The 19,089-nt window shown below is 41.7% G+C and carries 13 protein-coding genes; 7 read left to right on the forward strand and 6 right to left on the reverse strand.

All coding sequences use genetic code 11. From position 1 onward, the window contains the following. From BSCG_RS13120 to BSCG_RS13095, 6 genes are all read left to right on the forward strand, one after another. On the forward strand, nucleotides 1-1,503 hold a 1,503-nt coding region (locus BSCG_RS13120; RefSeq protein ID WP_008776136.1), incomplete at its 5' end, for a DUF6377 domain-containing protein. A 214-nt stretch (nucleotides 1,504-1,717) separates the two neighbouring features. Next, nucleotides 1,718-2,881 carry a glycoside hydrolase family 76 protein gene (locus BSCG_RS13115; RefSeq protein WP_008776137.1) on the forward strand — a complete coding sequence of 388 codons (1,164 nt, stop codon included), beginning with the start codon at nucleotides 1,718-1,720 and terminating at the stop codon, nucleotides 2,879-2,881. 35 nt (nucleotides 2,882-2,916) lie between these two features. Next, nucleotides 2,917-4,386: a glycoside hydrolase family 125 protein gene (locus BSCG_RS13110; protein ID WP_008776138.1), complete on the forward strand. Its 1,470-nt coding sequence runs from the start codon at nucleotides 2,917-2,919 to the stop codon at nucleotides 4,384-4,386. 163 nt (nucleotides 4,387-4,549) lie between these two features. After that, a complete protein-coding gene (locus tag BSCG_RS13105; RefSeq protein WP_004311910.1) occupies nucleotides 4,550-5,617 on the forward strand; it encodes a tyrosine-protein phosphatase in 1,068 nt (355 codons plus the stop codon). A 115-nt stretch (nucleotides 5,618-5,732) separates the two neighbouring features. Then, a complete protein-coding gene (locus BSCG_RS13100; RefSeq protein WP_004311911.1) occupies nucleotides 5,733-7,667 on the forward strand; it encodes a DEAD/DEAH box helicase in 1,935 nt (644 codons plus the stop codon). 525 nt (nucleotides 7,668-8,192) lie between these two features. After that, nucleotides 8,193-8,432 carry a sugar-binding domain-containing protein gene (locus BSCG_RS13095; RefSeq protein ID WP_004311912.1) on the forward strand — a complete coding sequence of 80 codons (240 nt, stop codon included), beginning with the start codon at nucleotides 8,193-8,195 and terminating at the stop codon, nucleotides 8,430-8,432. Here the strand turns inward: BSCG_RS13095 and BSCG_RS13090 are convergent. Next, nucleotides 8,426-11,083 (reverse strand): glycoside hydrolase family 78 protein, encoded by a 2,658-nt coding sequence (locus tag BSCG_RS13090; RefSeq protein ID WP_032849534.1) that lies wholly within the window; start codon nucleotides 11,081-11,083, stop codon nucleotides 8,426-8,428. The genes BSCG_RS13095 and BSCG_RS13090 overlap by 7 nt on opposite strands. Nucleotides 11,084-11,226: 143 nt before the next feature. On the opposite strand from BSCG_RS13090, the gene BSCG_RS13085 reads away from it, so the two are divergent. After that, nucleotides 11,227-12,093 carry a DMT family transporter gene (locus BSCG_RS13085; RefSeq protein ID WP_008776141.1) on the forward strand — a complete coding sequence of 289 codons (867 nt, stop codon included), beginning with the start codon at nucleotides 11,227-11,229 and terminating at the stop codon, nucleotides 12,091-12,093. Between the two features lie 28 nt (nucleotides 12,094-12,121). On the opposite strand, the gene BSCG_RS13080 is transcribed toward BSCG_RS13085, so the two are convergent. From BSCG_RS13080 to ruvB, 5 genes are all read right to left on the reverse strand, one after another. Further along, nucleotides 12,122-14,263 (reverse strand): S46 family peptidase, encoded by a 2,142-nt coding sequence (locus BSCG_RS13080; RefSeq protein WP_008776142.1) that lies wholly within the window; start codon nucleotides 14,261-14,263, stop codon nucleotides 12,122-12,124. 19 nt (nucleotides 14,264-14,282) lie between these two features. Then, nucleotides 14,283-15,638, reverse strand: coding sequence for a TIGR00341 family protein (locus BSCG_RS13075; RefSeq protein ID WP_004298044.1), 1,356 nt, complete (start codon nucleotides 15,636-15,638; stop codon nucleotides 14,283-14,285). A gap of 2 nt (nucleotides 15,639-15,640) precedes the next feature. Then, entirely contained in the window at nucleotides 15,641-17,137 is a 1,497-nt protein-coding gene (locus BSCG_RS13070) for a polysaccharide biosynthesis C-terminal domain-containing protein (RefSeq protein ID WP_008776143.1), read from the reverse strand. 30 nt (nucleotides 17,138-17,167) lie between these two features. Beyond that, on the reverse strand, nucleotides 17,168-17,944 hold the full coding sequence (locus BSCG_RS13065; protein WP_004298042.1) for a dienelactone hydrolase family protein: 777 nt from the start codon (nucleotides 17,942-17,944) through the stop codon (nucleotides 17,168-17,170). Nucleotides 17,945-18,006: 62 nt separating this feature from the next. Then, the gene (gene ruvB, locus BSCG_RS13060; RefSeq protein ID WP_004298040.1) at nucleotides 18,007-19,038 is read right to left on the reverse strand and encodes a Holliday junction branch migration DNA helicase RuvB; all 1,032 of its coding nucleotides are present in this window, start codon (nucleotides 19,036-19,038) and stop codon (nucleotides 18,007-18,009) included. Between the last annotated feature and the right edge of the window lie 51 nt (nucleotides 19,039-19,089).

Here is a 19,089-nt window from a genome sequence, read left to right on the forward strand (position 1 = left end):
AAAGCTAGTTATACCCAACAAAAGCAAAGACAGATAGACAGCCTGAAAATAATATTAAGACAATCCAGGGATATTCGAAAGAAAGTTGGGACAGCACAGTCTCTTTGTTTTGAGTATTCATCTTTCCAAAAAGATTCCGCTTTAGCCTATGCCATCCACATGAACAGGTTCGCTCAAGAAAGTAATGACAAAGAACTTTTAATTGAAGCTAAACTGGATTATTCAAGAATATTATCTTCGATGGGCTTTTTCAAAGAAGCTTTGGCAATTACCAATTCGATGCAACAAAAGCAACTATCTCCTAAACTCAAAGCTGAATATTTTCTCGGACAAGTCACGATCTATAATCACCAGAAAGCTTTTGCTTCCAACGAGGACGATTCACAAGAAAATGATCTGATAGCACAAATATATCGCGATTCGCTGCTCCAATGCAAAGAAGTCCCATCAAACGTACGAGCTTTTATAACTGCACCGACTCTTCTTTTCCATAAAAAGTATGATGATGCTATTCATATACTGGACAGCACTTATCAAAGTTATACACCCTATTCAAGAAATGCCGGAATCATAGCATATTCTCTGGCATCTGCCTATCAAGGTAAAAATGACCGTGAAAATACGATTAAATATTTCGCAATATCCGCCATTTCTGATGTATTAAATGGAGCTAGAGAAAATCTCTCTTTAAAAATATTAGCCAAGCTGATCTTTGAGAGTGGGGATATAGACCGGGCATCTAAATATATGAAAAATGCAATGGAGGACGCTATCCTATGCAATGCGAGAATTAACACCATCGAAGCCTCAGATATGTATCTTTTCATAGATAAGGCATTTCAAGAAAAGGAGAAACATAAATTTATCATCATAACGGCATTGCTCATTGCATTATGCATTGTCTGCATTCTGCTATTCATCCTGTCCGTACAACTGAAAAAACAAAAAGGTAAAGTGGAACAAGCTAATGAGAGTTTGTCTTATCATCTTTACGAAATACAACAAATGAACTCAATATTGGCAGATAACAATAAAATCAAAGAAGAATATGTAGGGCTGTATATGGAACAATATACCAGTTATATCAGTAAAATTGCCAATTTTAAGAAAAGAGCACTCAAAATAGCCAAAAGTGAAGATATAAAGAAAGTAACCTCTTTCCTCCACTCCTCTCTCAATACAGAAGAAGATCTGGCTGAATTTTATAATAACTTCGACAAAGCAATCCTGAATCTCTTTCCGAATTTCGTCGAAGATTTTAACGCATTGCTTTTACCGGAAAATGCAATCATTCCAGGACCCGGCAAACTCTTAACACCCGAGTTACGGATCTTCGCACTTATCCGACTTGGAATTACAGACAGTGTGAAAATAGCTCATTTCTTACAGTATTCATTATCGACCATCTATAATTACCGCTCAAAAATGCGGATCAAAGCAAATGGAGACCGGAATGAATTTGAAGAAAAAGTAGCTCGAATCGGACAACAAATCCGGGAATAACAGTGTATTAATCATACAGCATCATTTACATTTATCAGAGACTCTCCGATCAAAGACTCTCTGATTATCAACAATATACCCCAAACAATCATTTACAATCTGCTCACTCCCCATTTAAAAAGTAACCGAAATAAGGTATTTTTGTAGAGTCACAATAAAACCTGCGAACTCATTCAAATTACTATTTATATAAACACCACTTAAATAAAAAATTATGAACGGCCTATTACTTAATGTTATTTGTGCTTTCACCATTGCAAACGCAAATCCTAACATAGAAAAAGCACAGCAAACTTTGGATGCTCTTTACCAAAACTATGCAGCAACCAACACTTGTCTGTTACGTGAGAATTATCCTTTTGACCAGGACAATAAGGCAACTTATCTGGCATCAGAAGAACAAGCAAAAAGACGCAATGAATATTCCTACCTTTGGCCGTATTCGGGTACATTCTCTGCAGTAAATGCACTACTGGAGAGCACTGAAAATAAAAAGTATAAAAAACTTTTGGAAAATAAAGTACTACCCGGATTAGAAGAGTATTTCGACACACGAAGGAAACCATTCGCTTACTCATCTTATATCAGCAGTCAACCTCTCTCCGATCGTTTTTATGATGACAACGTCTGGTTAGGTATCGATTTTACCGATTCTTATCGTATGACAGGAAAACAAGCTTATCTGGAGAAAGCTAAACTAATATGGAAGTTTATCCTTAGTGGTAAAGATGACGTACTCGGCGGAGGAATCTACTGGTGCGAACAAAAGAAGGAATCTAAAAATACTTGTTCTAATGCACCGGGAGCCGTATTCGCTCTCAAACTATTTCAAGCTACTCAAGATGATGCCTATTTAAAAGAAGGAAAAGAGTTATACGAATGGACTAAAAAGAACCTGGAAGACTCAAAAGATCATCTATACTTTGACAACATCTCACTCAACAAGAAAATCGGTCGTGCCAAATTTGCCTATAACAGTGGACAAATGATGCAGGCAGCTGCCCTACTCTATCAAATTACCAAACAGAAAAGTTATCTGGAAGATGCACAAAATATAGCAGAAGCGTGTCACAAGCACTTCTTCACTCAGTTCACCTCTCCAGACGGACAAACATTCCAATTACTGAAAAAAGGAAATATTTGGTTCACAGCCGTTATGCTTAGAGGCTTTATTGAACTTTATCAGATAGACCATAACAAGACTTATCTAACCGATTTCCAGAAAAGTCTTGATTACGCATGGCATCATGCCAGAGATGAACGGGGCTTGTTCCAGACAGATTGGAGCGGCACAGATAAAAACGAGAAAAAATGGCTCTTGACACAAGCTGCTTTCATAGAAATGTATGGAAGACTAGGCGGAATCGATTTGCAATAATCACTTTTAATAACCCTCTTAAAAACAATAGAGATATGAAGAAAAGAAATATCGGAATATGTATCATCACGACCACCCTATTAATGGGAGGTCCTGCCAAAGCTACAGAACTTATCCTGGCTAAGGATCATACCAATGTGGTCAATCAAGCAGCTGAAATTGCCGCTTATAAAAGTAATCGTCCACCCGTAAACAAGCGGCTTTTTAAATCAAAAGCCGTGGAAGCAGAAATCATCAGGGTGAAAAAGCTACTTACTAATCAAAAATTGGCATGGATGTTCGAGAATTGTTTTCCAAATACCCTTGAGACAACAGTTCATTACCGTACAACAGACGGTAAGCCTGATACTTTCGTCTACACAGGAGATATCCATGCCATGTGGTTACGTGACTCAGGAGCACAGGTTTGGCCTTATATACAATTAGCGAATAAAGACCCGGAATTGAAGAAAATGCTCGAAGGAGTGATACGCAGACAATTTAAATGTATAAATATCGATCCATACGCCAATGCTTTCAATGATGGGGCTGTGGGAGGAGATTGGATGTCCGACCTGACCGATATGAAACCGGAACTGCACGAACGTAAATGGGAAATAGATTCTTTATGTTATCCATTACGTCTGGCCTATCAATATTGGAAAGAAACCGGTGATGCAAGCATCTTTGATAATGAATGGATACAGGCTATCGCCAACATACTGACAACTTTCAAGGAACAACAGCGCAAAGAGGGAGTGGGTCCCTATAAATTCCAGCGTAAGACAGAACGCGCACTCGACACATTAAACAATAACGGTCTAGGTGCTCCTGTAAATCCTGTCGGACTCATTGTTTCAGCTTTCCGTCCGTCTGACGATGCAACCACTTTACAGTTCCTCGTACCGTCTAATTTCTTCGCTGTTTCTTCTCTAAAGAAAGCTGCGGAAATTCTGAATGTTGTAAACAAAAACACCAGTCTGGCGAAACAATGCACAGATTTGGCACAAGAAGTAGAAACCGCATTAAAAGAATATGCAACTTACAATCATCCTAAATATGGTACAATCTATGCTTTTGAAGTAGACGGATTCGGAAATCATCTCTTAATGGACGACGCCAACGTACCAAGCCTGCTGGCAATGCCTTATCTGGGAGATGTAGACATCAACGATCCTATTTATCAAAACACACGTCGTTTTGTATGGAGCAAAGACAACCCCTACTTCTTCAAAGGAAAGGCAGGAGAAGGTATTGGAGGACCTCACATCGGTTATGATATGATATGGCCTATGAGTATCATGATGAAGGCATTCACCAGTCAGGACGACCAGGAAATTAAGTCTTGCATAAAAATGCTGATGGATACAGATGCAGGAACAGGATTCATGCACGAATCTTTCCATAAGGATGACCCTAAAAACTTCACACGCGCCTGGTTTGCATGGCAAAACACCTTATTTGGTGAGCTCATTTTAAAGTTGGTCAACGAAGGAAAAATAGATCTATTGAACAATATTCAATAAAGCAAACTTAGGTTACTTCTCATTCAGGGCGCTCTTCTATAACGAAGAAGCGCCCTTTTTTAACACGTAAATTACTATTAACTTTGGCTAATTATAGCAAAGGAATTACCACATCTTCGGGTAATTCTTATCTTTGCAGTATACGATTCAAGACAAAGAAACTATGTATAGAAACCTGTTAAGCTGGCTTACTGTTTTATTAGTGCTCCCATCATGTTCTGGCACATCACCTGCTATATCTGTGGTATGTGAAGAAAATAACGTAGGAAACTGTATTATCAAATGGGAAACAGCACCGGTATTAAAAGGACAGGTAAAAGTATACACCTCTACTTCTCCTGAAGCTATTCCGGAAGATTCTCCCATTGCAATGGCAAACATTTCCAGTGGTAAAATGACAATCGTAACCAACGATCCGTCTCAACGTTATTACTACTTGATGGTATTTAATAACAAATACCGGGTTAAAGTGGCCACCCGCAACATTAACATCCCCGGCATACAGAATTTCCGCGATTTAGGAGGATACGAATCTGCTGGTACCGGAAAATCTCTTCGCTGGGGAATGATATACCGTTCCGCACAAATAGACAGTATTCCTCCCTGCTCACGCCGGGAACTCAAGAATATGGGCGTACGGACGATTATAGACTTACGTTCTGAAAATGAACGCCACAACTACCCGCAATTGCATGATGATGAATTTAATATCATACATATCCCTATTCTCACAGGGAACATGGAAGAAATTCTGCAAGGAATTCAGGAAGAGAAGATAAAAAGTGACACTATTTATCGTTTGGTAGAACAAATGAATCGGGAATTAGTTATAAACTACCAAAAGGAATTCAAAAAGCTGTTCACCGTCCTTCTCGACCGTACTCATTATCCGGTTGTGATTCATTGTACATCCGGGAAAGGGCGTACAGGGGTCGTTTCCGCCTTATTGCTTGCCGCTCTTGGAGTCAACGAAGACGTCATTATGGAAGACTATCGTTTGAGTAATGACTATTTTAATATTCCCAAAGCTTCTCAATATGCATATAAGTTATCGGTCAATTCGCAAGAAGCCATTACAACCATCTACTCTGCAAAAGAAGATTTCCTGAACGCTGCCAAAGAACAGATTGAGGCTGAATACGGGAGCGTACAGACCTATCTGAAAAAGGGAATCGGACTTTCTGCAGAAGAAATTGAACAGTTACGCAGCATCTTACTAACTGATAATTAATAGTTGATAAGTGATAAAATAGGGTGGCGTCTATAATAATTATCTACTATCAATCATTCATTATCAACTAAATTAACTATCTTTGCAGCCGAAATAAAAGATATACAGAGATTTAATGAAGACATTTGAAGAGCTTGGCGTTTCTCCGGAGATACGTAGAGCAATTGAAGAAATGGGATACGAGAATCCCATGCCGGTACAAGAAGAAGTGATTCCGTACCTTTTAGGAGAAAATAATGATGTAGTAGCTCTTGCACAGACAGGAACAGGTAAAACAGCCGCATTCGGTTTGCCCTTGCTCCAACAAGTTGACGTAAAAAACAGAATTCCACAATCGCTTATCCTCTGCCCTACCCGCGAGCTCTGTCTCCAGATAGCAGGAGATTTGAACGACTATTCCAAATACATTGATGGACTAAAAGTATTACCTGTATATGGTGGTTCTTCTATTGACAGCCAGATACGCAGCCTCAAACGAGGAGTACACATCATTGTAGCTACACCCGGACGCCTGTTGGACCTGATGGAACGCAAAACCGTTTCCTTGTCTACCATCCACAATGTAGTAATGGATGAAGCGGACGAAATGCTTAATATGGGGTTCACAGAAAGCATCAACGCCATTCTGGCTGATGTACCGCAGGAACGCAACACTCTATTGTTTTCCGCAACAATGAGTCCGGAAATCGCACGCATTTCCAAAAATTACCTGCGCAATGCGAAAGAAATCACTATTGGCCGTAAGAATGAAAGTACCAACAACGTTAAACACGTTGTTTATACCGTACAGGCTAAAGACAAATACGAAGCTTTAAAGCGTATCGTCGATTACTACCCACAAATATACGGTATCATTTTCTGCCGTACCCGTAAAGAGACTCAGGAAATTGCAGACAAATTAATGCAAGAAGGCTACAATGCCGATTCTTTGCATGGTGAGCTTTCTCAAGCACAACGGGATGCTGTTATGCAGAAATTCCGCATCCGCAACTTGCAACTGCTCGTGGCAACTGACGTGGCTGCCCGCGGACTTGATGTAGACGATCTGACGCATGTTATCAATTACGGATTACCAGACGATACAGAGAGTTATACACATCGCAGCGGACGTACAGGACGTGCCGGAAAAACAGGAACTTCCATTGCCATCATCAACCTCCGTGAAAAAGGAAAGATGAGAGAAATTGAACGGATTATCAGCAAAAAATTCATTGTCGGAAAAATGCCAACAGCAGCAGGAATCTGTCAGAAGCAGCTGATTAAGGTTATTGATGATCTCGAAAAAGTAAAAGTAAACGAGGAAGAGATTGCTGACTTTATGCCGGAAATCTATCGTAAACTGGAATGGTTGAGCAAAGAGGACCTGATTAAACGAATGGTTTCTCACGAATTCAACCGTTTCGCCGAGTATTATCGCAACCGTGCAGAAATAGAAGTACCGACTGACATCAGAGGAGAACGTACCGGACGGGGTGACCGCAAAGAAGGTGGTTTCGAAAAAAGAAGCCGCCAAGCTGCACCGGGCTTTAACCGCCTGTTTATCAATTTGGGTAAAACAGACAGTTTCTTCCCTAGCGATCTTATCGGACTACTAAATAGTAACACAAGAGGACGTATCGAGTTGGGACGTATTGACCTAATGCAGAACTATTCTTTCTTTGAAGTGCCGGAAAAGGAAGCGACAAATGTAATCAAGGCGCTGAATAGGGCTAAATGGAACGGACGCAAGGTAGTTGTTGAGATTGCCGGTGCCGGTGAAGAAAACGGAAAAGGACGTGAAAACGGTTCAAATGAGCGCAAGGGAGGTAAACGATTCGGCGGCAAAAGCGACGAACGTGCACCGCGCTATGAAAATAAGGATAGAAAACCGAAAGATGCTTCTGCAAAAGACTCAAAGTCAACAAAAAAAGATAAGCCTAGTCGTGCTGAGCGAGGATACTCTGATGCTCGCGGTCCGAAAAAGAAAGATGACTGGCAAGAGTTTTTTAAAGATAAAGAACCTGACTTCAGCGAAGAAGGATGGGCACGTAGAAAACCTAAGAAGAAATAAATATGAAGCAAGCATAATCCGTAGATTTGTACATTATTAGTCAGAGGTCTTTATGTTACAACTAATTACCATCTTGACATTCTAATGAGAAGGAACAACATTATCCCTATTCTATCTTATTGAAAAAAGACAACTGTTCATACAGAATCTACTTTTGTGTTTCTAATAAACTTTCTTATCGTTTTTAATAAACGGTATTCCTATTTATTAAAAACGATAAGAAGTATATCTACTGCAAACAATTCAATTTTATACAACAAAAAAGGTTGCAAACTCATCAAAAGTCTGCAACCTTTAGTATATAATAAATTTCCTCTTCTTCTAAAGAGAGGTAAATCGTCGGCAACTCTGTTCTAATATTATACTATTCATACACATAATTTCCAATCAATAAGTTTCTTTTCTGATCACAAAGATACAAAATAAAAAGTCGTTTGTCAAGTTCTTATTTCAAAACACTCCATCTATTAGTTATAAAGCAGCTATACAAAAGCACGAAATTGGGACAAACCTCTCTATTGTAACGTGATCTATCCATTCTGCGATTATAGCAAAGGAGTGCAGTGGCCCAATGTCATCCAGCCTCGTCCGGCAGATTATACTTTCGCTTCCATGCCCAATCCGGTAGGTAGCTATCGGAAGGATTTCACTCTGCCCGATTCATGGAAGGGGAGAGATATATTCATCCGTTTCAATGGTGTAGAAGCAGTTTTTTACATCTGGGTAAACAGCAACCAGGATTACCAATCGAAAGACATTCAATAAACAGCTCTCTTTATAGGTAATTCCAAGATATGTTTTCCTGCTTCCAAATTTACTGCACGCTCTCCTTTCACATTGTCGGGTGCATAAAAGGTAGCAGTGCTATTTGCCGGAACAGTTACATGATAGACAATACGGTTCTTTTTACGTTCCCATTTAGAGCAGATTTCCCCATAAGGTGATTGATATCTGGCTTCGAACTCATTTAATCCACTGGGGAAATTAGGCCGAAGAAGAATATGTTTGAATCCGGGATTTTCGGGGTCAGGGAAGATCCCACCTAATCCTTTATAGAACCATCCGCCAATTTCACCGAACATCATGTGATTGTCCGATATGTCACGTGTGGCATTCAAATCCCAGTTCTCCAGTAATGTGGTAGCACCATTGGCAATCCAGCAGCCCCATGATGGATAAGTGTCTTGTGCAGCTAATTTATAAGCCGTTTCAGCTTCACCGTTCTCACTTAACGCATTCAATATAGCTTTTGCCCCCAACACACCTACATCCAAATGAAAGCCGGCTGCTTCCACCTGTTTTGCCAGATTCCGGGCTACTTTTCTCTTCAACTCTTCGGGAACAATGCCCCATTGCAAAGGAACGCTTTGTTCCGTCTGAACGCCGCTACCATAAATGCCCGTTTCTCTATTCAGAAACTTGTCATTAATCGCGTTCTTTATCTTATTGGCAAGAGCAGAATAATATTTATAGTCTTCCGTTTTATTAAACATCTTTGCGGCATTGGCAAGTATTTTGGTGTCCACATAGAAATAGACAGAAGAGGTCAGTTCCTTGGAAGAATGTGATTTAACAGGCACCCAGTCTCCTCTTCCCCATGAGGTCAATCCGGTCGGACTGGTGCGATCCACATAGTCTACATACCGCCTTATATTTTCATAACAGTCTGCCAACAGTTTATGATCGCCATAAAACATATAAATGTTCCATGGAATAATAGCGATAGTGCTTGTCCAATCCAGTCCATTATCCGTGCCATATCCCCAGCCTCCTGTAGGAATTATATCGGGAAGTACACCATTGGGCTGTTGCTCGTCTCTATGGTCGGCAAGCCATTTCTCATAAACAGTGATACCGTCATAATTGTATAATGCCGTTTCAATAGCAAAATGACCGTCGCCTGTCCATCCGTTCTTTTCACGCTGGGGGCAGTCGGTAGGATACCCCATCAAGTTGGACAAATAGGCATTATTTGTTGCCCACCAAAGACGGTTGATAAGTGCGTTCGAAGTATGAATCGTCCCTTTCTGCGGAACATCACTATGCACAAAGTAGGCAGTCAGACTATTCTCATTCAATACAAGGGGGGTAGTGCTTGTTACTTCCACGTATCTGAAACCTTTATAATTGAATCGTGCCATAAATTCATCCTCTCCCTTTCCACTCAAAACGAGGATGTCCGTTTGAAAAGGATCGGAGTTGTCTACCGGGCGGTGATACACATCAATATTTGACGTATTCACTCGTCCGTTGTCATATAACCGCTCACCATGTTTCAACCTCACCACAGTTCCCTCTTTCCCGAACACTTTAATGCGGGTGACTCCTGCCATATTGCGGGCAAAGTCGAATACATACGTTGTGTCATTAAGTTTCTTCCAGGTTTTTACGGGGATTGTTTCTACTGCACGAATCGGCTGCACTTGTTGTGACACCACATTCTGTGAAGGAACAGCCCTATATCCTACTCCATTCCATTTAGAATCATCAAAGTTCACGGCATTCCAGCCTTTCTGTTCCAAACGGGCGTCGTAATGCTCGGCAGTATAAATGCTATTAAAGATCAATGCGCCGGATGAAGTTTTCCAGTCCCGTTCTGTAGAAACGACTTCAACGGAACCATCCTCATAAGTAATCCGCACATCCATACAGAAAGCAGGACGGTTACGCCAAGGTGCACGATGAAAGTCCCACACGGCCATTGACTGATGATTATACCATCCATTGCCCAGCAACACACCAATCGCATTTTTCCCTTTCTGTATTTGGGAAGTAACATCATAAGTGACGTAGAAGTTACGCCTGTCAAACCGGGTATATAGCGGGTCCAGCCGGTGGTTTCCAATCTTCTCACCATTGATATACAGTTCATATAAACCTGCTACGGCAATATATGCCCTTGCCGACCGGATCTTCTTTCGTGCATCAAACACTTTCCGGAAATAGGGAGCAGGACGGTAATTAATATCTTTGTTATCGCTAATCCAAGCTCCTTGCCAGTGTTCCATCCCCATCATTCCCGTTTCGAAACTATTAATATCCGAAGAAGATTTCACTCCATCCTTATCCCATACATTCACTCTCCAATAATACTTGGTAAAAGGACGGAGTTCCTGTCCGGAATAAGTAATCAGAATCTGTTCGGAGTCCTTTTTGCCCGAATCCCAGATAGTTCCTTTCCCTGCAATCAATTCAAGAGAGTCTTTGTCTACGATGACTTGACAGGCTGTTTGTCGTGCTCCTTTTCGGGCATCATTCAGCATCCATGATAACCGGGGAGTAGGATTATCTATTCCCAAGGGATTCACCAAATAATCACAAACCAGATTCACAGGTTTACAGCTGCCTGACTCTTGTGAGAATGCTGCTTGCAGCATTAAAAATAGTAATCCCGGTAATAGTGTCAATCGTTTCATTTTATCAAAAAATTAGTTTGTATTTTCCTTCAATCGGATGCCATATTTATATCGCGTGCTAATTTACGAAAAATATTGTATGGACGCTTTATCTACTTGCCTCAAAAAAGCTATATCTTTGCGGCCCGAATATATACTTGACTATGAATAAAATTAATGGTTTACTATATGGGCTGCTTTCATCAGCCTCTTTTGGACTTATCCCTCTATTTACCATTCCCGCCATGCAAGCAGGGATGCAATTTGAATCGATACTTTTCTATCGTTTCCTGTTTGCCTGTCTGGCGTTAGGCGGAATCTTATTGGTGAATGGTCAATCATTTCGCATCAAGAGGCAGGATATTCCTTCCCTGTTTCTTCTTGCGCTTCTTTATTTAATGTCTGCCGTATTCCTGTTCTGGGGATATAAGTTTATGGCTAGCGGAGTTGCCACCACTATTCATTTCATGTATCCGGTGCTTACCACGTTAATCATGATGCTCTTTTTTAAAGAAAAGAAATCCGGCTGGCGGATCGCTGCCATTGCATCCGCAGTGGCAGGAGTTTATTTCTTATCCGGCGGAGATACAAAAACGGGGAGCTTTTCTTTCCTGGGACTTTTCATTGTTCTTCTGTCGGCACTCGGATATGCGCTTTATCTCGTCACAATGAGCCAATTAAAGATTGGACAGATGAAAGGGCTACTGCTTACTTTCTATGTATTCCTTTTCGGAGGTATTCTCCTTTTTATCGGAACGGAAACCATCAGCCAGCTTCAATCCATCAGCGAATGGCATACTGCCGGCAACCTGATTCTATTAGCTTTAATCCCTACCGTAGTTTCTAATCTTGCTCTAGTAAGAGCCGTAAAAAGCATCGGCTCCACACTCACCTCTGTGTTGGGAGCTATGGAGCCGGTAACTGCTGTATGTGTAGGTATCTTTCTTTTCGGAGAAGCCTTCACCACAAGTATTGGTGTAGGTATTGCACTGATTATCGCTGCCGTAATCGTTATTATATTAAAACGATAAAAAGTCCGGTTTCATCGGAATATTTACTTCATCGGCCCATTTTTAATTCCTGAATAAGATGGGCTGCCTTGCCGTATTTCTCTATGATAAAGAGCATATACCGCACATCTACCCCAATGCAACGCTGCAAATCTGGTTCGAATACGATATCACTACTCATTGCTTCCCAGTTGCCATCAAAAGCCAAGCCTAATAATTCTCCTTTGGCATTGAACATGGCGCTGCCGGAATTACCTCCTGTAATGTCATTGTTGGAGATAAAACAAACATTCATGTCTCCCTGCGCATTGGCATATCTTCCGAAATCACCGGAAGAAAGCAAACTCAACAACTCCGGCTGAACGGCAAAGTCAATATCACCCGCATGTTCTTTCACTTTCTCAAAAATGCCTTTCACGGTTGTGTAATAATCATAAGTGGCCCCATCAAAAGGAGTATATCCTCCAACCGTTCCGAAACTAAGCCGCATGGTAGAGTTGGCATCCGGATAAAAATTACGATCAGCATACATACGGCGCATGGCTGCATTGAATAAACGCTCCCCCTGCTCTATCTGCTCGGAAGCCTCGGAAATACTCTGATTCATCTCATAATACTTCACAATCAAATCCAGACTCAAGGAAACAGCCGGATCCTCTATGAGATTATATGTAGTATCTCGCTCCAGAAAACGTTTTAAGCCCTTAGGAGACGTTATATTGGAAGTTGCATACAAAGAGTCTACATAGGTCTGAATATTCCCGTTGTAGAGCGTATCTATCTTCTCATACATAGCAGGCAGAAACTTTTTATCCACTTTCGACTGATACTCTTTGAGCATGGCAGCAAAAACCTCCTTATCAATGGAAAGATCGAGATTATCATACTTCTCCAGTAACTTTTTCATGCGGGTTATCACCAACTTCTCTTCCGCCTCAAAGTCGAAATTGAGAATTTCAAGAGCGAGCTGCACTAACTCGGGACCATTTATAAACGATTCACCGAAATAAGCCAACGCACGATTGGTTTCACGGCGATTACTATAACTCAACTCTAAAGAAGAAAATAAACGAATCAGTTTCTCTCTCTCTTCCGGATGAGACTGAATCCAGTTACGAAGCTCTGCTTCAGCCACCCGCTTCTTTTCCAACACTTTCAAATGCTTGATGGCTTTATTCGTTCCGATGCTATTCTTCCAATAATTGGAGCTTTCATCGTATTTTGAAGCATACTTAATGCGAATATCCGGACGACGGTCCATCTCCCGTTTCCAGATGGTTTGTTTCACTCCCCGTACATCAATCATTGCCTGATTGATTCCATTCATCATCTCTTCGATACCATACGAGGAAAGGTAACGTTCCGTACTGCCCGGATAGCCAAGCGTCATGCAGAAAGAACCTTCTTTGTATCCATCCAAAGAAATGGGTGCTACATATTCGGGATGATAAGGGACGTTTTCAGGAGAATAATCCGCCGGACCATTCTTGGCATTAGCATAGATACGAAATACGCTGAAATCGCCCGTATGACGCGGCCACATCCAATTATCCGTATCCCATCCGAACTTCCCGACAGAAGAAGGAGGTGCAAAAACCAGGCGGACATCATTATAATCACGATAAACAGAAAGCCAGAATTCATTCCCTGCATAATAAGCATCTACAATACCAGTCAATGTAGAATCCTTTTCGGAGACTTCCATACTGATTACATTCATAATCGAATCAACAGCCACACGACGTTCTGTTTCCGTTTTAGCATGCCGGGCGGCAGACAATACGCGTTTAGTAACATCTTCCGTACGAAGCAGGAAACGAACATACAACTCCGGATTCGGCAGTTCTTCCTCAAGACTACGTGCAAAGAAGCCATCTTTCAGATAATCATGTTCCACTGAAGAATGTTGCTGAATACTGCTAAAGCCACAATGATGATTAGTAAACACCAGACCGTCTTCAGAAACCACCACTCCTGAACAGAAGCCTCCAAAACTGACAACAGCATCTGCCAGACATGGTTTCTTCGGATCATATATTTTATTCACAGGCATCTGCAAACCAAGTTCTTTCATTACCCGGTCAGTCTGTTTATTCTTTCGGAGATTTCCCAACAACCACATTCCCTCATCGGCAAATACATTCGACAGACAGAGAGAAAAGACTATCAAGACAGTTAGTCTGAACTTCATATTATTATTTTTAGATTCATTATTCTGTAATCAGCCTCAACTTCTTCGTTCCTACGCGGGCTTTCAGCCATTCGCTGATTTTCTCTTTTTCAGCAACAGACGGATGTCTGGCGAATTTAAGGACAGCCAATGTCACCGTATCCGTCTTCATCGAATCGACCCGCACTTCGAGCGAGTGAGCGATGGAAAGAGTTGTGATGGAAGGATAAAGTACCTTCAATTCGGGTACTAATGTACGACTCATAGCATCGTACGTTCTGTATTGCTCCAGTGTTGTCTCCAGTTGGGAAATTTTCACCGCCTGTTGTTGAAGCCGTTGCTCACTGTTTTTATAGAAGTCTTCCATGACCATGGCACGGATAGAAGATACATCTACCGCCTCATTGTTCATCCCCTGTAATACAATCAGTTTCGTATCTTCCAGCTTATACTCTTTCAACTTGCTACGAGCAATAGATATCGAAGCGTCAGGCACTTCAGGACCAATCAAAACAACCCGTACTTCTTTATGGTCATAGCTAATTTTCTTATCAAGTACCTGCGTATTCTCAAAGCTCAACTGATCGTTTATAAAACGATTGGCTGCTGCTTCATAGAAAGTGCTCTTTATAATTCCAAATGTCAGATAAACTGCAGGGCACATGGTAAGCACTACAATCAGAACGATGTATTTACGTACGGTCTTCTCACGGGTTTTATCCACAAACTCTTTCCGTTGGAAATGCATCACACGAACACCGAGGAAAGTAGCCAGGCTGATAAAAACAGAGTTGATAAAGTAAAGATAAAAAGCACCCAGGAAATAAATGAGATTACCGGAAGCCAGTCCGTAACCTGCCGTACAAAGCGGCGGCATCAATGCAGTAGCAATGGCAACACCCGGAATCACATTTCCTTTTTCCTTGGTAGAGAGAGCCACGACACCTGCCAAACCACCAAAAAGCGCGATGAATACATCATAAATAGTGGGCGATGTACGTGCCAGCAACTCTGACTGTGAACCGGCAATAGGGGCAAGAAGGAAAAAGATTGTTGCCGTAGTCACACTGAAAGCAGTCGTTATGAGAAAGCTCTTCAAAGAGCGTTTCATTAATTCAAAGTCATTCAGTCCGACAGACAGTCCTACTCCCATTATAGGTCCCATCAATGGAGAAATCAACATGGCACCGATAATAACGGCAGTGGAGTTCACATTCAATCCGAGTGATGCCATGAATATGGCAAAGATCAGAATCCATAAATTGGCACCTTTAAACTCTACCCCCTTACGGATAGAATCCACTGTGGCCAGTTCGTTATCCTTATCTTTCCTCAAGTCCAGATATTCTCCCAGAAAGGACTTGATAGCAAACTTATTACGTTCATCTGTCTTCATAGTTATTTCTTCTTTATAAATCGATTAATAACAGGAATCTGACTCAATGGTAAATCCTTCTTGATAACATAAGCTATAAATAGCAATAAGAGTACGGTACGGAAAGCGAGACGAAGCACTATATTAGAGATAGGAACCTGCTCTCCAATAACGTAAAGTACCGCTGCCAGCAGAACATAAAGTCCGAGGCTCTTCAAGTCATAATGAATCGGGTATTCTTTCTGTCCTATCCAGTAGGATAGCAACAAGATGACTGCATAGCCCGCAACAGAAGCCCATGCTGAAGCAAGATAACCGTAAACCGGCACAAACAGGATGTTCAATACGACAATAATAACACAACCAATCACCGAGAAGTAGGCTCCCCAATAGGTCTTATCCGTCAGTTTATACCAAAAGGAGAGGTTGAAATAGATCCCTTTACAGATCTCTGCAAGCATTACAATGGCTACTACCCCCAGGCCTTCCCAGTAACCCCTTGCCACCAGATAACGCAACAAGTCAAGGTAGAACATGACAGCTAGGAAAGCTAGCAAGGAAAATATAAGAAAATACTTCATCGCAGCGGCATACATCTTCCGGTTGTCTCCTTCTCGGTCTTTGCCAAAGACAAACGGTTCGTAAGCATAACGGAAAGCTTGCGTAAACATTGCCATCACCATCGCAATCTTACTGGTTGCCGCATAGATACCCAATTGCACCAACCCTTCCTGCCGGTCTTCAAAAAGAAACGGATAGATCATCTTATCCACAGTCTGGTTTAGAATACCTACCAAACCTAAGATTAATACCGGGAAAGAATATACGACCATTCGTTTCAGCAATACCTTGTCCAACTTATAAGCAAAACCTGTCAGTTCCGGAATAAAGAAGAACATCTGGACAACCGAAATAATCAGGTTGCTAATAAAGATATATCCCACTAAATAATCCGGATCATAAAACCAGGAGATCGTTGACGGACAATGTACATTCAGCCACGGGCACACCAATAGGAAAAATAAATTCAAACCGATGCCACCAACGATAGAGAGCAGTTTAATAGCAGCAAACTTAATAGGCCGCTTTTTATACCGTAAATAGGCAAAAGGAATGCATTGGAAAGAGTCTAAAGCTACCACAACAGCCATCATCGCTATAAACTCCGGATGATCGCCATAATCCAGTAAATTGGAAATAGGTTGCAGGAATAACAAGCAAAGGAAAACAAAAATCAAAGATACCCCTCCTACCGATAACAAGGAGTTGGCATATACTTTCATCGGGTCTTCTCCCGATTTGTTGGCAAAACGGAAGAATCCCGTTTCCATACCGAACGTAAGCAGTACAAGCATCAGGGCTGTAAACGCATATACGTTTGAAACAACTCCATAACCTCCGGTGGAAGCTGGCAATACCGCTGTGTACAAAGGCACCAGCATGTAGTTAAGGAACCGTCCGACAATACTACTCAACCCATAAATTGCCGTATCTTTAGCTAATGATTTTAGTCCAGCCATGTTTTATTAGTAATTATCATTCAGATTGGTTCAACGTTTCTTCTTTTGTTTGAACAACCAATCCATAAATCCGGGATAATTGAAAGCCGGATTCCAGCTCCCATGATTGCAACCGGGGAATTCAATATATTCCACATCTGCACCGGCAGCTTTCAGTGCTTTATACGCTTCGCGAGAACCTTTCACCGGAACTACATCGTCCGCATCTCCGTGAAAGATACGAAATTTCACATCCTTGGCAACCGATAGCCGACTTGGATTGACTGTACCGCAAATAGGAACTGCAGCTGCAAAAATCTCCGGATAACGCACGACTAAATCATACGTTCCCATCGCTCCCATTGAAAGACCGATAATATAAACCCGTTGTGTGTCCACTTCGGGCATTACCAGATAAGAGTCGAGCAACTGTTTAAGCGTTTGCAATATAGGACTGATCTCTTGTCCCACTGGCATTTCTGTAGGGATAAGCGACTTCGGACGTCCTGTATAAGCCCAGTAACCGTCTGTCGGACACTGTGGAATTAGAACGAAAGCGGGATACTTCTCTTGATTGACCGGATTAAGAAACATCTGTCCACCATGAGTCAACTGTTTCTCATTATCATTTCCCCGTTCGCCGGCTCCATGCAGAAACAGTACGAGCGGATACTTTTCACCTGGCTTCACCGATTCGGGATGAATCATCCGATAAGGTAAAGAGTCTCCTTTAGAAGAGACAAAAATATCCCTCCCATATTCCTGTTGAGCCGATAAAGACAAGCTCAAAAAGAGAAAAACAAGTAAAGTAGTCCATTGCTTCATCATCCAACTATGCTTTATAAAGTTCTTTTATACCGTTAATACCACTTGTCACATGACGCTTTATGTTAGTCATTAAACAGCGTTTTTTGACTGTTATAAAGACTTCTTCCCAAATGTTTATAGGCAAGTTCGGTCACCTCACGTCCACGGGGAGTACGCTTCATAAATCCTTCTTTTATCAGGAAAGGTTCGTAAACTTCCTCAATGGTTCCCGCATCTTCTCCCAAAGCCGTGGCAATGGTAGTGATACCTACCGGACCACCTTTAAATTTGTCTATAATGGTGCAAAGTATCTTGTTGTCTATCTCATCCAGGCCGTACTTATCAATATTCAGTGCTTCCAATGCAAACTGGGCGATCTCCGTATCGATAGAACCGGAGCCTTTCACCTGCGCAAAATCACGTACCCGACGGAGCAAGGCATTGGCAATACGGGGCGTTCCGCGGCTACGGGAAGCGATCTCCGATGCTGCACGTACCGAACAAGGCACATCCAGTATGGACGCAGAACGACGAATGATATTGCTCAAAATATCATCATCATAGTACTCCAAATGAAGATTAATACCGAAACGTGCACGAAGCGGAGCCGTCAGCAGACCGCTACGTGTGGTTGCACCAACCAGCGTGAAAGGATTCAAATCTATCTGGATGCTGCGTGCCGAAGGTCCCTTATCGATCATAATATCGATGCGGTAATCTTCCATGGCCGAATAAAGATATTCCTCCACCACAGGCGACAACCGATGAATTTCATCGATAAAAAGTACATCGTTCGGTTCGAGACTGGTTAACACTCCTGCCAGATCACCCGGTTTATCGAGCACCGGACCGGAAGTTACTTTAAAGCCAACTCCTAATTCGTTAGCAATAATATTCGAAAGAGTTGTTTTTCCTAATCCGGGAGGGCCGTGCAACAGCACATGGTCGAGTGCTTCGCCACGCAGGCGTGCCGCCTTCACAAAAATGCGAAGGTTTTCCACCACCTTGTCCTGCCCGCTAAAGTCTTCAAAACTTAACGGACGGAGTGCATTCTCGAAATCCCGTTCTTTTGAAGTAAGCTGATGTTCGCGTATGTTAAAATCTTCCTGTTCCATTTATTTCTTGAAAGTAGGAGACAAAGATAGAGATTTACATTCATTTTCAGT

The sequence above is a fragment of the Bacteroides sp. 2_2_4 genome, assembly GCF_000157055.1.
GTDB classification, from domain to species: Bacteria; Bacteroidota; Bacteroidia; order Bacteroidales; family Bacteroidaceae; genus Bacteroides; species Bacteroides ovatus.

What these genes read in the sequence shown, in the direction of transcription:
- BSCG_RS13115 (WP_008776137.1), top strand. Translation starts at nt 1,718, where the DNA reads ATGAACGGCCTATTACTTAATGTTATTTGTGCTTTCACCATTGCAAAC.
- BSCG_RS13110 (WP_008776138.1), top strand. Translation starts at nt 2,917, where the DNA reads ATGAAGAAAAGAAATATCGGAATATGTATCATCACGACCACCCTATTA.
- BSCG_RS13105 (WP_004311910.1), top strand. Translation starts at nt 4,550, where the DNA reads ATGTATAGAAACCTGTTAAGCTGGCTTACTGTTTTATTAGTGCTCCCA.
- BSCG_RS13100 (WP_004311911.1), top strand. Translation starts at nt 5,733, where the DNA reads ATGAAGACATTTGAAGAGCTTGGCGTTTCTCCGGAGATACGTAGAGCA.
- BSCG_RS13090 (WP_032849534.1), bottom strand. Translation starts at nt 11,083, where the DNA reads ATGAAACGATTGACACTATTACCGGGATTACTATTTTTAATGCTGCAA.
- BSCG_RS13085 (WP_008776141.1), top strand. Translation starts at nt 11,227, where the DNA reads ATGAATAAAATTAATGGTTTACTATATGGGCTGCTTTCATCAGCCTCT.
- BSCG_RS13080 (WP_008776142.1), bottom strand. Translation starts at nt 14,263, where the DNA reads ATGAAGTTCAGACTAACTGTCTTGATAGTCTTTTCTCTCTGTCTGTCG.
- BSCG_RS13075 (WP_004298044.1), bottom strand. Translation starts at nt 15,638, where the DNA reads ATGAAGACAGATGAACGTAATAAGTTTGCTATCAAGTCCTTTCTGGGA.
- BSCG_RS13070 (WP_008776143.1), bottom strand. Translation starts at nt 17,137, where the DNA reads ATGGCTGGACTAAAATCATTAGCTAAAGATACGGCAATTTATGGGTTG.
- BSCG_RS13065 (WP_004298042.1), bottom strand. Translation starts at nt 17,944, where the DNA reads ATGATGAAGCAATGGACTACTTTACTTGTTTTTCTCTTTTTGAGCTTG.
- ruvB (WP_004298040.1), bottom strand. Translation starts at nt 19,038, where the DNA reads ATGGAACAGGAAGATTTTAACATACGCGAACATCAGCTTACTTCAAAA.